General features: G+C 70.5%; 10 protein-coding genes and 1 pseudogene. 8 read left to right on the forward strand and 3 right to left on the reverse strand.

Annotation, left to right across the window (positions count from 1 at the left end; all coding sequences use genetic code 11):
- Positions 1 to 66: 66 nt before the first annotated feature.
- The 8 genes and pseudogenes from KUF83_RS29315 (at position 67) to KUF83_RS29350 (ending at position 9873) form a co-directional block, all read left to right on the forward strand.
- Positions 67 to 1587 (forward strand): gamma-aminobutyraldehyde dehydrogenase, encoded by a 1521-nt coding sequence (locus KUF83_RS29315; protein ID WP_217457991.1) that lies wholly within the window; start codon positions 67 to 69, stop codon positions 1585 to 1587.
- 49 nt (positions 1588 to 1636) lie between these two features.
- Positions 1637 to 2881: a spermidine/putrescine ABC transporter substrate-binding protein gene (locus KUF83_RS29320; protein ID WP_217457992.1), complete on the forward strand. Its 1245-nt coding sequence runs from the start codon at positions 1637 to 1639 to the stop codon at positions 2879 to 2881.
- Complete coding sequence (locus KUF83_RS29325; RefSeq protein ID WP_374106192.1) at positions 2878 to 4050, forward strand: ABC transporter ATP-binding protein; 1173 nt, start codon at positions 2878 to 2880, stop codon at positions 4048 to 4050. The genes KUF83_RS29320 and KUF83_RS29325 overlap by 4 nt, the downstream gene beginning before the upstream one ends.
- Positions 4050 to 4979: an ABC transporter permease gene (locus KUF83_RS29330; protein ID WP_217457993.1), complete on the forward strand. Its 930-nt coding sequence runs from the start codon at positions 4050 to 4052 to the stop codon at positions 4977 to 4979. The genes KUF83_RS29325 and KUF83_RS29330 overlap by 1 nt, the downstream gene beginning before the upstream one ends.
- The gene (locus tag KUF83_RS29335) at positions 4980 to 5780 is read left to right on the forward strand and encodes an ABC transporter permease (RefSeq protein WP_217457994.1); all 801 of its coding nucleotides are present in this window, start codon (positions 4980 to 4982) and stop codon (positions 5778 to 5780) included. It abuts the gene before it with no gap.
- Between the two features lie 45 nt (positions 5781 to 5825).
- A pseudogene (locus tag KUF83_RS29340) lies at positions 5826 to 7254 on the forward strand (NAD(P)/FAD-dependent oxidoreductase).
- A gap of 214 nt (positions 7255 to 7468) precedes the next feature.
- Positions 7469 to 7921, forward strand: coding sequence for a bifunctional DNA primase/polymerase (locus tag KUF83_RS29345; RefSeq protein WP_217457996.1), 453 nt, complete (start codon positions 7469 to 7471; stop codon positions 7919 to 7921).
- A 128-nt stretch (positions 7922 to 8049) separates the two neighbouring features.
- A complete protein-coding gene (locus KUF83_RS29350; protein WP_217457997.1) occupies positions 8050 to 9873 on the forward strand; it encodes a glycoside hydrolase family 18 protein in 1824 nt (607 codons plus the stop codon).
- 31 nt (positions 9874 to 9904) lie between these two features.
- Here KUF83_RS29350 and KUF83_RS29355 read toward each other — a convergent pair whose 3' ends face one another.
- The 3 genes from KUF83_RS29355 to KUF83_RS29365 are packed head-to-tail and all read right to left on the reverse strand — an operon-like array spanning position 9905 to position 14389.
- Positions 9905 to 11179 (reverse strand): McrC family protein, encoded by a 1275-nt coding sequence (locus tag KUF83_RS29355; protein WP_217457998.1) that lies wholly within the window; start codon positions 11177 to 11179, stop codon positions 9905 to 9907.
- Between the two features lie 3 nt (positions 11180 to 11182).
- Positions 11183 to 13648 (reverse strand): AAA family ATPase, encoded by a 2466-nt coding sequence (locus KUF83_RS29360; RefSeq protein WP_217457999.1) that lies wholly within the window; start codon positions 13646 to 13648, stop codon positions 11183 to 11185.
- Positions 13649 to 13681: 33 nt separating this feature from the next.
- The gene (locus KUF83_RS29365) at positions 13682 to 14389 is read right to left on the reverse strand and encodes a phosphatase PAP2 family protein (protein ID WP_217458000.1); all 708 of its coding nucleotides are present in this window, start codon (positions 14387 to 14389) and stop codon (positions 13682 to 13684) included.
- Positions 14390 to 14778: the final 389 nt, after the last annotated feature.

The raw sequence follows: 14778 nt of genomic DNA on the forward strand, positions 1-14778 counted from the left end.
GCACTCAAATCGAGCTGGAGCTACGCCGACCCCCGGGTTGCGGGGCGTGCGGCGGAGGAGAGCGACATGCACAGTCCGGGCCATCGCTTCCAGGCGCAGGACCACTTCGCGGACGGCGCGCAGTACATCGCCGGCCGGCTGACCAAGGGCACGTCAGGCCGCGGCCACACCGTCGTCGACCCCGCCACCGGCGACGAGGTCTACACGTACGAACTGGCCAGCACCGTGGACGTGGACGCGGCCGTGGAGGCGGCGCGGGAGGCGTTTCCCGGCTGGGCCGGGGCCACCCCCGGTGAGCGCTCCGACGCCATGCACCGTTTCGCCGCGGTGCTCGCCGACCGTGCCGAGGAGTTCGCGCAGGCGGAGTCCCTCCAGTGCGGCAAGCCGATCAAGCTGACCCGGGAGTTCGACGTCCCGGGCACGATCGACAACGCGGCCTTCTTCGCCGGCGCGGCCCGCCACCTCCAGGGCCAGTCCGCCGGCGAGTACTCCGGCGACCACACCTCGTACGTACGCCGTGAACCCATCGGCGTCGTCGGCTCCATCGCCCCCTGGAACTACCCCCTCCAGATGGCCGCCTGGAAGGTCCTCCCGGCGATCGCCGCGGGCAACACCATCGTCCTGAAGCCCGCCGAGCTCACCCCGCTGACCTCGCTGCTGTTCGCCGAGGCGGCCACCCAGGCGGGCATCCCGGACGGCGTCGTCAACATCGTCACCGGCGCGGGCAAGGACGCGGGCGAGCACCTCGTCGGACACCCCGACGTCGCCATGACCTCCTTCACGGGCTCCACGGCCGTCGGCAAGCGGGTCGCCGAGATCGCCACCGCCACCGTCACCCGCCTCCACCTGGAGCTCGGCGGCAAGGCTCCCTTCGTGGTCTTCGACGACGCGGACCTGGAGGCCGCCGTGCACGGCGCGGTCGCGGGCTCGCTCATCAACACCGGCCAGGACTGCACGGCCGCCACGCGCGCGTACGTCCAAAGGCCCCTCTACGAAGAGTTCGTCTCCCGGACGGCCGACCTCATGGCGACCGTCCGGCTCGGCGATCCCTTCGCGCCGGACACCGACCTCGGCCCGCTGATCTCGGTCGCCCAGCGCGACCGCGTCGCCGGGTTCGTCGACCGGGCACGCTCCTACGCGCGCGTGGTCACCGGCGGCGAGATCCCGCGCCACCTCGGGCACGGCGCCTACTACCGCCCCACCCTCGTGGCCGACGCCGCGCAGGACAGCGAGATCGTGCAGGCCGAGATCTTCGGACCGGTCCTGGTGGTGCTGCCCTTCGACAGCGACGACGAGGGCATCCGGCTCGCCAACGACACCCCGTACGGTCTCGCCGCGTCCGCGTGGAGCCGTGACGTGTACCGCGCGAACCGTGCCACCCGCGAGATCAAGGCGGGCTGCGTGTGGATCAACGACCACATCCCGATCATCAGTGAGATGCCGCACGGCGGCTCCAAGGCGTCCGGCTTCGGCAAGGACATGTCCTCGTACTCGTTCGAGGAGTACACGCAGATCAAGCACGTCATGTTCGACAACACCGCGGTGGCCAGGAAGGACTGGCACCGCACGATCTTCGGGGACCGCTAGTCACCACCGGCCGAGACCGGCCGAACCCTCCCGAAAGGGCACCACGAGCATGGAGCAGTACGAGCCCGACCGCCTGTTTCCGGCCCGGCCGGCCGCCGTGCGGCGCAGCCTCGGCGACGGCAGGGCCTCCCTCACCCGCCGTTCGCTGTTGCGCGCCTCGACGGGCGGCGCGCTCGCCCTCGGCGGGCTCGGGACGCTGAGCGCCTGCGGCATCCCCGCGGCGAAGAACACCGCGGGCGTCTCGTCCGAGGACCACTCGGCCAAGGAGAAGCGGATCAGCTTCTCCAACTGGACCGAGTACATGGACGTCGACGACAGCGAGAAGCGTCACCCCACGCTCGACGCGTTCACCGGACGCACCGGCATCAGCGTCAAGTACACCGAGGACATCAACGACAACGTCGAGTTCTTCGGGAAGATAAAACCGCAGCTCGCGGCGGGCCAGGACACCGGGCGCGACCTCATCTGCGTCACCGACTGGCTGGCCGCCCGCCTCATCCGCTTCGGCTGGGTACAGAAGCTGGACGCCTCCAACCTGCCGCACGCGTACGCCAACCTCTCCCAGCAGTTCCGCACCCCCGACTGGGACCCGGGACGCGCGTACTCGTATCCCTGGACCGGTATCTCCACCGTCATCGCCTACAACAAGAAGGCGCTGGACGGTGTGGAGGTGAAGTCGCTGTCGGACATGCTCGACAACCCCAAGCTCAAGGGGCGTATCGGTTTCCTGTCGGAGATGCGCGACAGCATGGGCATGACCCTGCTCGACATGGGCAAGGACCCGGCGAAGTTCACGGACGACGACTTCGACGCGGCGATCGCCCGGCTCCAGAAGGCCGTCGACAAGGGCCAGATCCGCCGCTTCACCGGCAACGACTACACGTCCGACCTCACCAAGGGCGACCTCGCGGCCTGTGTCGCCTGGGCCGGTGACGTCGTGCAGCTCAAGGCGGACAGCCCGGACGTCGACTTCGTCATCCCGGACAGCGGCTACCTGACGTCCACGGACAACCTGCTCGTCCCCAGCAAGGCACGGCACAAGACCAACGCCGAGCGGCTCATCGACTACTACTACGAGCCCGGTCCGGCCGCGCAGCTCGCCGCGTACATCAACTACGTCTGTCCCGTCGACGGAGTGAAGGCCGAGCTGGCGAAGATCGACAAGTCGGCGGCGAACAACCCGCTGATCATTCCCGACGCCGCCATGGCGGCCAAGTCCCACTCCTTCCGCTCCCTGAGCACGAAGGAAGAGACGTCGTACGAAGAGAAGTTCGCAAAGCTGACGGGGGCGTGATCACCGTGACCACGAAGAACGACACAGACACCGGTGGCGACGTCCGTCTCTCCGGGATCAGCAAGACCTACGGCTCCTTCACCGCGGTCCAGCCCCTCGACCTGACCGTCCCGCAGGGCTCCTTCTTCGCCCTGCTCGGCGCCTCCGGCTGCGGCAAGACCACCACCCTGCGCATGATCGCCGGCCTGGAGGAACCTTCCTCCGGCTCGGTCTCCCTCGGCGACCAGGACGTCACGAACCTGCCGCCGTACAAGCGGCCCGTGAACACCGTCTTCCAGTCGTACGCCCTCTTCCCGCACCTGGACATCTTCGAGAACGTCGCCTTCGGTCTGCGCCGGCGCGGCATCAAGTCGGTGAAGAAGCAGGTCGGTGACATGCTCGACCTGGTCCAGCTCGGCGAGCAGGCCCGCAAGAAGCCGCACCAGCTCTCCGGCGGCCAGCAGCAGCGCGTGGCCGTCGCCCGCGCGCTGATCAACACCCCCAAGGTGCTCCTCCTCGACGAGCCGCTCGGCGCCCTCGACCTCAAGCTGCGCCGCCAGATGCAGCTGGAGCTCAAGCGCATCCAGACCGAGGTCGGCATCACCTTCGTGCACGTCACGCACGACCAGGAGGAGGCCATGACGATGGCCGACACGGTCGCCGTGATGAACGCGGGCCGTGTCGAGCAGCTCGGCTCGCCCGCCGACCTCTACGAGAACCCGCACACCACGTTCGTCGCCAACTTCCTCGGCACCTCCAACCTCATCGAGGCCGAGGTCGACAGCCGCAGCGGCGACGAGATCGTCCTCAGGGCGGGCGGCGGCAAGCTCGTCCTGCCCGTGGCCCGGTGTTCCGCGCCCACGACGACCGGCGGCAAGGTCCTGGTGGGCGTACGTCCCGAGAAGATCTCGCTCACGCACGCCGACGCCGCGGGCGAGATCCCGGCGGGCCGCAACCGCATCACCGGCACGATCGCCGACTCCAGCTTCATCGGCGTCTCCACGCAGTACGTCATCGACAGCCCGGTCTGCCCGGAGTTCGAGGTCTACGCCCAGAACATCGACCGCGACGCACGGCTCGTGCCCGGCGCCGAGGTGGTCCTGCACTGGAATCCCGCGCACACCTTCGGTCTGGACGCCGCTCAGGACATCGACGCCGGCATCGAAACGGTCGAGGAAGAGGCGTCCTGATGACGACCGTCACCGACGCGCCACCCCTGGCGCCGGCCCCAGCGCCGAAGGAGCGCCCGCCTCGCAGGAGAGGCCGCCTCACCCCGTACTGGCTGCTGCTCCCCGGCCTGCTGTGGCTGGTCGTCTTCTTCGCCCTGCCGATGGTCTACCAGGCCTCCACGTCCGTGCAGACGGGCTCCCTGGAGGAGGGCTACAAGGTCACCTGGCACTTCGCGACCTACTGGGACGCGGTGGCCGACTACTGGCCGCAGTTCGTGCGCTCCATCGCGTACGCCGGCACCGCCACCATCCTGTGCCTGCTGCTCGGTTACCCGCTCGCGTATCTGATCGCGTTCCGGGCGGGCCGCTGGCGCAACCTCATCCTGATCCTGGTGATCGCGCCGTTCTTCACCAGCTTCCTGATCCGTACGCTCGCCTGGAAGACGATCCTCGCGGACGGCGGCCCGGTCGTCGGCGCCCTCAACTCGCTGCACGTCCTGGACGTCACGAGCTGGCTCGGCATCACGGCGGGGGACCGGGTCCTGGCCACCCCGCTCGCGGTGGTCTGCGGCCTCACGTACAACTTCCTGCCGTTCATGATCCTGCCGCTCTACACCTCCCTGGAGCGGATCGACGGGCGGCTGCACGAGGCGGCGGGCGACCTGTACGCGAAGCCCTTCACGACCTTCCGCAAGGTGACGTTCCCGCTGTCGATGCCCGGTGTCGTCTCCGGGACCCTGCTCACCTTCATTCCGGCGAGCGGCGACTACGTGAACGCCGACCTGCTCGGCTCCACGGACACCCGCATGGTCGGAAACGTCATCCAGACGCAGTTCCTGCGCATTCTCGACTATCCGACGGCCGCCGCCCTCTCCTTCATTCTCATGGCGGGAATCCTCGCCATCGTCACGCTCTACATCCGTAAGTCCGGGACGGAGGATCTGGTCTAGATGGCCCTCTTGCGCTGGTTGAAAAGGCGTCTCGTCGTCATCGCGGGTCTGCTGACGCTCGGTTATCTGCTGCTGCCGAACATCGTCGTCACGGTGTTCTCCTTCAACAATCCGAAGGGGCGCTTCAACTACGAATGGCAGCAGTTCTCCACGGACGCCTGGACCGATCCCTGCGGGGTCGCCGACCTGTGCGGCTCGCTCTCGCTGAGCCTGCAGATCGCCGCCTGGGCGACGCTGGGTGCCACCGTCCTCGGCACGATGATCGCCTTCGCGCTGGTCCGCTACCGCTTCCGTGCGCGCGGCGCCGTGAACTCGCTGATCTTCCTTCCGATGGCGATGCCCGAGGTCGTCATGGCCGCCTCGCTGCTCACGCTCTTCCTCAACCTGGGCGCGCAGCTGGGCTTCTGGACGATCCTGATCGCGCACATCATGTTCTGCCTGAGCTTCGTGGTCACCGCCGTCAAGGCGCGCGTGATGTCGATGGACCCGCGCCTGGAACAGGCGGCGCAGGACCTGTACGCGGGTCCCGTGCAGACCTTCGTCCGCGTCACCCTGCCCATCGCCGCTCCCGGGATCGCCGCGGGAGCGCTGCTCGCGTTCGCGCTCTCCTTCGACGACTTCATCATCACCAATTTCAACGCGGGTTCGACGGTCACGTTCCCCATGTTCGTCTGGGGCTCTGCGCAGCGCGGCACACCCGTTCAGATCAACGTCATCGGTACGGCCATGTTCATCGTCGCCGTACTGTTCGTGCTGGCCGGAATGGTCATCGGCAACCGCAGGAACCGCCACAAGGCATAGCAGCACAGGAATTCAAGAAAGCAGCAGTCGTAGGGAGTTGAAATCATGGCCCGAGGCGCCATGAGCCGTGACAAGAACTGGGCGAAGTCGCTTTCGGACGTCCAGCCGGTCTCTTACTGGCTGGACGACCCGGGCAGGCCGCGTCCCGAGCCCGCCCTCACCACCGCCGAGACCTGCGACCTGCTCGTCGTGGGCGGCGGCTACAGCGGGCTGTGGACCGCGCTCCTCGCCAAGGAGCGCGACCCCGGACGCGAGGTGGTCCTGGTCGAGGGCCGCGAGGCCGGCTGGGCCGCCTCGGGCCGCAACGGCGGCTTCTGTGCGGCCTCCGTCACCCACGGTCTCGCCAACGGCCTGACCCGCTGGCCCGACGAGATCCACAAGCTGGAGGAGCTGGGCGCCCGCAACCTCGACGCCATCGAGGCCGCCGTCGCCCGCTACTCCCTCGACTGCGACTTCGAGCGCACCGGCGAGATCGACGTCGCCACCGAGCCGTACCAGGCGGCCGAACTGCGCGAGTGGCACGAGGAGTTGAAGAACCGGGGTCTGGCCGACGGCGTCGAGTACCTGGACGCCGAAGCCGTACGGGAGCAGGTCGACTCGCCGACCTTCCTCGCCGGCCTGCACGACCGCCGGGGCGTCGCCATGCTCAACCCCGCCAAGCTCGTCTGGGGCCTCAAGCGCGCCTGCGTCGAGCTGGGTGTCCGCGTGTACGAGAACACGCCCGCGCTCGACCTGAAGCCGTACGGCGCCGGGATGGCCGTGCGCACGCCGTACGGCAGTGTGCGCGCCCGCCAGGTCGCCCTCGGCACGAACATCTTCCCGAACCTGGTCCGGCGCGTGCGCCCGTACACCGTCCCCGGTCTACGACTACGCGCTGATGACCGAGCCGCTGACCGCGGGCCAGCTCGCCTCGATCGGCTGGAAGAACCGGCAGGGGCTCGGGGACTCGGCGAACCAGTTCCACTACTTCCGGCTGTCCGCCGACAACCGGATCCTGTGGGGCGGTTACGACGCGGTCTACCCGTACGGCGGCCGGGTCCGCGCCGAGTACGACGACCGGCCCGAGACCTACGCCAAGCTCGCCGGGCACTTCTTCACCTGCTTCCCGCAGCTGGAGGGCGTCCGCTTCAGCCACGCCTGGGGCGGTGCGATCGACACCTGCTCCCGCTTCTCGGCCTTCTTCGGCACGGCGCACCGGGGGCGGGTCGCGTACGCGGCGGGCTACACGGGCCTCGGTGTCGGGGCGACCCGGTTCGGTGCGGACGTGATGCTCGACCTGCTGTCGGGGGAGCGCACGGAGCGTACGTCGCTGGAGATGGTCCGCAGGAAGCCGGTGCCCTTCCCGCCGGAGCCGTTCGCGTGGACGGGCATTGCGCTCACCAAGTGGTCGCTCGCCCGGGCGGACGCACACGGTGGCCGGCGCAACCTGTGGCTGCGGACGATGGACCGGGTGGGCCTCGGCTTCGACAGTTGAGCGCCCGGACGCCCTGGGTGGGGGAACGGCCGGGGCGGCCGCGTGCGGCCCCGAGGGCGTGCGGGTCCGTATGTGATCCACGGGCGTACGCCCAGCTCGCTCCCGTGATCCGCTTCACCACCAACACGCAGCCGGAACCCGCGTAATGCCCGGCCCGAACCTCCCTCTCCCCTGTGACGCGACCAGCGTCGACACGAGAGAGGGAGGTTCCGCCATGACTGGGCCCAAGACGGCGGTCGAGTGGCTGGCATCCGTGGCACCGGACCCCGAGGCCTGCCGCTGGGAATGGGAGCGCAATCCGATGGGGGTCGCGCTGCTGCCGGCGGGCAAGGCGTGGGACGTGCTCATCCTGCCCGGCCGGCTCGGCTATCCGACGCTCGACGTGCTGACCCGTGTGCTCGACCAGCCCGGACCGGTACTCGTCGACTTCGGTGACGCGCGGATGGGTTTCCTCGTCCCGCCGGGGACGGCCGCGCGCTGGCTCGGCACGGGGGTGCGCACAGCGGGGCGCGGTACGTGGATCGTGGTGCCCTACCCCGGGCGGTCGACCGGCGGGGTCCGCTGGCTGGTCCCCCCGGACGGCTCCGGCACGCTCACCGACCCGGCGCTCCTGGAACTGGCGATGCACGAGGCGGCGGCGGGCCTCGCCGGGAACGGGGAGCGATAGCCGTGCCGGTCCCGGCAACGGGCGGCCGTACGCGGCCCGGTGCGTGTCACAGGTCTTGACAACCGGATTGGTCTGGACCAGGTTGGGCGCGCTCCTCCCTCCTCTTCCCCCATGCTCTGGAGGCAGTTGTGGACCGCACCGGACGTGCCGGACCGTTCCCGCGTCACAGACTTCTCGCCGTGTGCACGGCCACCGTCCTGGCCGTACCCGGCCTCGCCGCACTCTCGTCGGCCGCCCGTGCGGCCGACGCGGACCTGGTCCGCAACGGCGGATTCGAGGCAGGACTCGACGGCTGGACCTGCACGGCGGGCACGGTCGTCGGCTCACCCGTCCGCAGCGGCGCTTCGGCGCTGAGGGCGACCCCGGCCGGCGGCGACAACGCCCGATGCGCACAGACCGTGACCGTCCGGCCCGACTCCCAGTACACACTCGCCGCCCACGTCCGCGGCGCCTACGTGTACGTCGGCGCGAGCGGCACCGGCACCACCGACGTCTCCGCCTGGACGCAGTCCGCCCCCGACTGGCAGCGGCTCGCCACGACCTTCCGCACCGGCCCCTCCACCACCAGGGTCACGCTCTACACGCACGGCTGGTACGGCACCGGCGCGTACCACGCCGACGACCTCTCCCTGGTCGGGCCCGGCGTCGACGCGGGGCAGCCACCCGCCGCACCCACCGGTCTGACGGTCGCCGCGGTCACCTCCACCGGCGTCGGGCTGTCCTGGCCGGCGGTGCCGGGCGCGACGGGCTACGCCGTCTACCGCGACGGAGCGAAGGTCCGGACACCGAGCGGGACCTCGGCCACCGTCGACGGGCTGACACCGTCGACCGCCTACTCCTTCCAGGTCGCCGCCGTGAACGCCGCCGGAGAGTCCGCGAAGTCCCCGGCCGTCACCGCGACCACCACGGCCGGACCGGGCGGCGGCGACCCCACGGACCTACCCGCACACGCCCTGGTCGGCTACCTCCACGCGAGCTTCGCCAACGGCTCCGGCTACACGAGGATGGCCGACGTCCCGGACAGCTGGGACGTGATCGACCTCGCCTTCGGCGAACCCACCACCACGACCTCCGGCGACATCCGCTTCGACCGCTGCCCGGCCGCCGAGTGCCCGGGGGTCGAGACCGACGCCGAGTTCAAGGCGGCGATCAGGGCCAAGCAGGCCGCGGGCAAGAAGGTCCTCATCTCCATCGGCGGCCAGAACGGCCAGGTGCAGCTGACGACGGCGGCGGCCCGCGACACGTTCGTCTCCTCCGTGTCGAAGATCATCGACGAGTACGGACTCGACGGCCTGGACATCGACTTCGAGGGACACTCCCTCTCCCTGAACGCCGACGACACCGACTTCAGGAACCCGAAGACCCCGGTGATCGTGAACCTCGTCTCGGCCCTGAAGACCCTGAAGGCCAGGTACGGGGACGACTTCGTCCTCACGATGGCCCCGGAGACGTTCTTCGTCCAGCTCGGACACCAGTACTACGGAACCGGCAAGTGGGGCGGCCAGGATCCGCGGGCCGGCGCCTACCTCCCGGTCATCCACGCCCTGCGCGACGACTTGACGCTGCTGCACGTCCAGGACTACAACTCCGGGCCGGTCATGGGTCTCGACAACCAGTACCACTCCATGGGCGGGGCCGACTTCCACATCGCCATGACGGACATGCTCCTGACCGGCTTCCCAGTCGCGGGCGACGCGGCCAACGTCTTCCCGCCCCTGCGCCCGGACCAGATAGCCATCGGCATGCCGGCCTCGACGAACGCGGGCAACGGCCACGTGCCGTCGTCGGAGGTCGACAAGACCCTGGACTGCCTGACGAAGGGTACGAACTGCGGCTCGTACACCCCGCACGGCACCTGGCCCGCCCTGCGCGGCCTCATGACGTGGTCGATCAACTGGGACCGGTACGGGGACTGGCAGTTCTCGAGGAACTTCGACCGCTACTTCGGCTGAGGCCGCACGCCGCGGCGGCGCGTCGGCGCGGTCAGCCCAGCGCCGCCGCGAAGACGCTCGCGAGCACAGGGCCGCGCTCGGCGCCGCCCAGGGCGTCGAGCACCGACGGCAGGTCGAGCGACACGGACCTGACCCGTGCCGACGCGCTGCCGTCCCAGCGGCGCACCGTGACGCTCTCTCGCGCCGCGGACGCCCCGCCGGGGTGGAGCAGCACACAGGTCGGCGTGCCGCCCCCGGGCTGCCGGGCCAGGGCATGGGCGTAGAGGAAGGCCTGGTACAGGTCGGGCGTGCTGAGCTTCCTGCCGTCGTACAGCTTGTACTTGACGTCGACGGGACGGGTCAGCGTTTCCCCGTCCCGGCTCCCGGAGATCAGGATGTCCGGCCGCACCTCGCTGTAATGACGCCCGGTCCGGTCGTCGCGCAGCACACCGCGCAGGCGCGCCTGGTCCCGGACGGCGAACCCGGTGCCGGCCGCCGCCTCCCGCAGCAACCGGGTGGCGAAGGACTCGAACAGCACGTTCATGTCGACGAGGAACGCCCTGGAGGGGAGCGGCCCCGCAGCAAAGAGGTCCGTGATGCCGCCGCCCGACAGCAGCAGAGCCGCCCAGCGGTGCGCGCCCTCGTAGTGGGCGTTGTGGCGGTGATAGCCCAGGGACGCCAGCGCCACCCGCAGATCGCCGAGCCGCGTCGGTGCGAGCCCGGCGAACCGGGCCGCCGCACGCCGGGCCCTGGAGCGCACGGCCGGGGAGCTCGCCGTACGCGCCGCGAGGTCCACGGCGGCGGCGCACAGCCGGTTGTCCACGATGTCCGTGTCGTGTTCGTCGAACCGGCAGGCCAGCCGGTCCAGCCGCCCGTAGTGCCGCAGGACCTGACGGTCGACCAGCAGACGCCCCCGGACCACGGGCAGTTCGTCCTCGACGCTGACGTAGTCGCGGCGCACCCCGCGGGCCAGCAGTCGCTCGCAGTGCTCGGTCACCAGGAGCGCGACCAGGTCCCGCAGGTGCGGGGCTCCCTCGCGCAGGGTGCGCGCCGCGTCGAGGGCGGGCAGCCCGCGGCCCGCCGCGTACTCCAGCATCCGCAGGACGTCGAGCTCCTCGCCCAGGTACTTGGGCAGGACGCGGATCTCGCAGGCGTCGAGACGGACGACTCCCACGCACGGGCCGGCAGTCAACTCCATCCGCCCGCCCGCCAGTTCACGCACCCGGAGACGCGTGGCCAGCCCTTCGGCCGCGCACAGCACCCGGTCGGCGGCACTCAGCCGGACCCCTTCGACGACTCGCGTCTCGTACTCCCGCAACGTGACCACGGGCTACTCCGCCGCCCCGCCCCCGAGCTGAAGCTCGGTGTAGAGGGCGGTCGTGAGCCCCTCGTCGCTGAGGTCGCGCAGGGTGTGCGTCTCGGGGTCGACCAGCGCCTCACCGAGGAAGGCCGCGAGCAACGAGTAGTCGTCGTACGCGTACTCCTGGAGCAGCGGGAGGATCTCGCCCCGGACGATCGCGGCCAGTGCGGCGGCCGAGTCCACCGGCGTGCCGTTCGGCAGGAAGAACGCCTGGCCGATCTGCTTCTCCCGGTCCAGGTGGGCACGGATGCGCTGGTTGAGCGAGTCCAGCAGGTCCGCGAGATGCAGTTGCTCCACATGGCAGCCCTGCAACGGCGAGGAATCGGGGAGCAGTTCGAGGAAGGCGAAGCGTCGGCGGATCGCGGCGTCGAGCAACCGGACGGAACGGTCGGCGGTGTTCATGGTGCCGATCAGATACACGTTGTCGGGCACCCTGAATTGCTCCTGGCTGAGCGGCAGCAGGACCGAGTAGCCGCGTTTGTCCTTCTCCAGCAGTGTGATCAGTTCACCGAAGATCTTGGGCAGATTGCCGCGGTTCAGCTCGTCGACGACGACCAGGTAAGGGTGGTCCGGGTCGGCCGCGGCCGCCGCGCACACCCGCTTGAACACACCGTCCGTCCGGTCCAGCAGGAGTCCGCCCGATCCGCCCTGCACCGGACGGAACCCCTCGACGAAGTCCTCGTAGCCGTAGCCGGGGTGGAACGTGACCGTCGTCAGCCGTCCGGCCCCGGTCAGCGCGTCGAGCGTGCCGCCGAAGGAGGGGGTGCCCGGTTCCGCGTAAGGGTCGACTCCCGGGAGGCCGTCCGACAGTTCGCCGAGCCAGCGGGCGGCGAAACGCAGCGCCGTGTACGTCTTACCGGTGCCCGGCGGCCCGAACAGGACGGCCTGGCCGCGTCGTTGCAGAGCGTCGGCGAGCGGCCGAAGATCGGCGTCGAGCGGCTGGGCGGCCAGGGTGCTCGCCGTCGTGGAGGGGGCCTCGGCCGGCTGCCCTGTTCGCCGGACCCTCGCCCACAGCTGAGCGGGTACGTCCTTCACGGTGACGGTCGCCCAGGACCTCTCCGGCTCCTCCAGCCGTCCCGCGTGGGTCTCGTCCCACTCCACCTCGACCGTGTGGCGGAACGTGGCGCGGTCCTCCCGCCACACGTATCCGTCGCCCGTCACCTGTCCGACGGCGAGGATCTCGCTGGTCCCTCTGTTGGCGACGACCAGGTCACCGGGGCGCAGGCTCAGCAATTTCCAGACCTCGTTGGCCTTCGCGGAGATCTTGGACCTGTAGCCGTTGTACTCGTCGGAGTAGGCGGCGGCGAACGCGGTCACGAATTCGTCCTTGTCCGCGTACGAGCGCAGGTCCGGCACGTCGTCCCAGCCCACCGCGATGAAACCGCCCGCGCGGCACTCCTCCCACATCTTGCCGCCCTCCCCGGCGGCGATCTTCACGATCTGCTGCGTCCGGTTGGGGTCGGCCCACCAGTACAGGAACTCCACCACCAGGTCGTACGGCCAGCCCGCGAACCGTTCGTCGGTGTCGACGACCTCCTTGAGCCGGGCCCGCAGCGCGAACCGCTCCAGCCCGGACGCCGGCTGCCCGGTCAGCCGCTGGAGGAAGTGCCGCGAATGATCGGTGCCGTACACCGGGACGGACCCCTCCGGCGCGTACACCCGGAGGGTCTTGGAAACGAGCGAGGGCCCCGAGCGGATGGCGTCGATCGAGTCGAGGTCGGCGATGCGGCCCTCGCGGGCCGCGGTCACGGCGGCGACGATTCCGGCACGCACGGCCTCCCACGCCTCCTCCTCGTCCGCGTAGCGCGGGTCGTGCCACCAGGAACCGTCCTGGCTGCGGGCGTAGAGGAGGTGCTTCATGGAGGAGCCGCCGGCGATGCTGCCCAGCGCGTGACTGCCGAACTCCATGAGATAGCAGAACGGCTTGGCCTGCGCACTGTCGCCCTGGCCCAGGGCGTACCGCGCCAGGGGCAGAGAGGGCCAGTCCTCCCAGGGGAAGGACCGGCGGACCTCCTCCGCGGCCTCCTCCATCTCGTGCAGCCTCGACGCGAAGCGGCCGGGGTCGAACGCCGTGATCGCGTCGTCGAGGGGCCAGGGCCGCAGGGCCGCCGCCCGAGTGGACGAGATGGGCCGCAGCACACAGCTGCAAGGGGCGACGAGCGGCCGCCCCGAGCCGTTCAGCAGCCCGATCGACCGGGCGAACTCCGTCCGCCCCGCGATGTCGTCGGACGGGGCCGAATCGATCAGGCGACGCCAGAGCAGACGTTCCGGGTCGGGGAAGCGAGGCAGCTCGTGCGGGTCGGTCAGGTGGAGGCAGGCGGGGTCGTGGTGGATCATCCGGCCGTGCGTGGGGAGGATCACCTCTCCGGGTGAGGGGGTGAGCGCGTAGTCGCGGCGTTCGAAGGTGACGGCCACCTGTTCCCGCTCGTCCGCCATCGTGCTCCCCTCACCCCGCCGACCGCAGGCCGGCTACCGCTGCAAAGACCCTCGACCGTATCGCGCGACGGCCGACGCCATGAGGTGAAGCAGGATCAGGGACAGGCACCAGCTTCCCGCCACGTCCAGCGGCCAGTGGTAGCCGCGCCGGATCAGGCCGTAGCTCACGGCCGCCACCAGGACCAGGCAGGCGATGGCCAGTTCGCGGCGCAGGTAGCGGTTGTGGAGCCAGGGGAGCAGCAGGAGGACGGCGGCCCCGTAGGCGACGGCGGCCGTGGCGGTGTGGCCCGAGGGGTAGTAGCCGTCGCCCGCCATGCCGGGCGGGCCGGTGCGTCCCACGGCCTCCTTCAGCGGGACGACCAGGACCGGCACGGCGGCCATGGCGGTCAGGGCCGCGAGCGGCGGAAGCCACCAGCGGGGGAGGGCCGCGCGCAGGGCACGCCACGCGACGTACGCGGCGACCGCGAGCAGGACGGGGACGGCGACCGTGACGTTGCCGAGGTCCGCGAGGAACTCGGCGGCGCCCTCCGGGAGGCGGCTGCCCGCGAGCGCCTCGGCGAGGCGCTCGTCCGCGCGGCGCACCGGGGTGTCGACGGCGGCCTGCCAGGTGAGGAGGGCGAAGAGGACGAGGAGCGGGCCGAGGATCCACACCGGCCGCACCGCGACGGGGGCCCTCCCGGCGGGGACGGGAGGGTCGGGCTGCGGCTGGGGCGGGTCCTGCTGGTCCGGCACGGTCGGCATGGCACCCAGCCTGGCAGGAACGACCGGCCGCGCGTACGCGAGGGGTCCGAAGGTGTCCCCGGATACGCCGAAGGGCTTGCACCAGGGGGGGTAGGTGCAAGCCCTTCGGTGGTACCGGCGCTCCGCGCCGTCCGCTGCGACCCGCTTGCGCGGATGCTCACGAAGTGGCGCCGAGGCGTCAGATCGGATCGGGTTGTCGCGCGCCCCGGGGGGTTTGGGGCGAGCGACTGTCCGATCGGTGAGGAGACCCGGAGCGCAAGGCCCCGGTTGTGTGCGCGAAGGCACGACCAGGGCGAAGCTGGGGAGGCCCCGACCCGGTGTCGCCCACAGTCCCCTGTGGGCGGGGTGCATCTCTCATCTGCGTAGAACCTACGACAGGGAAAGAGCGT

The organism is Streptomyces sp. BV286 (assembly GCF_019090165.1).
In the GTDB taxonomy this organism is placed as follows: domain Bacteria; phylum Actinomycetota; class Actinomycetes; order Streptomycetales; family Streptomycetaceae; genus Streptomyces.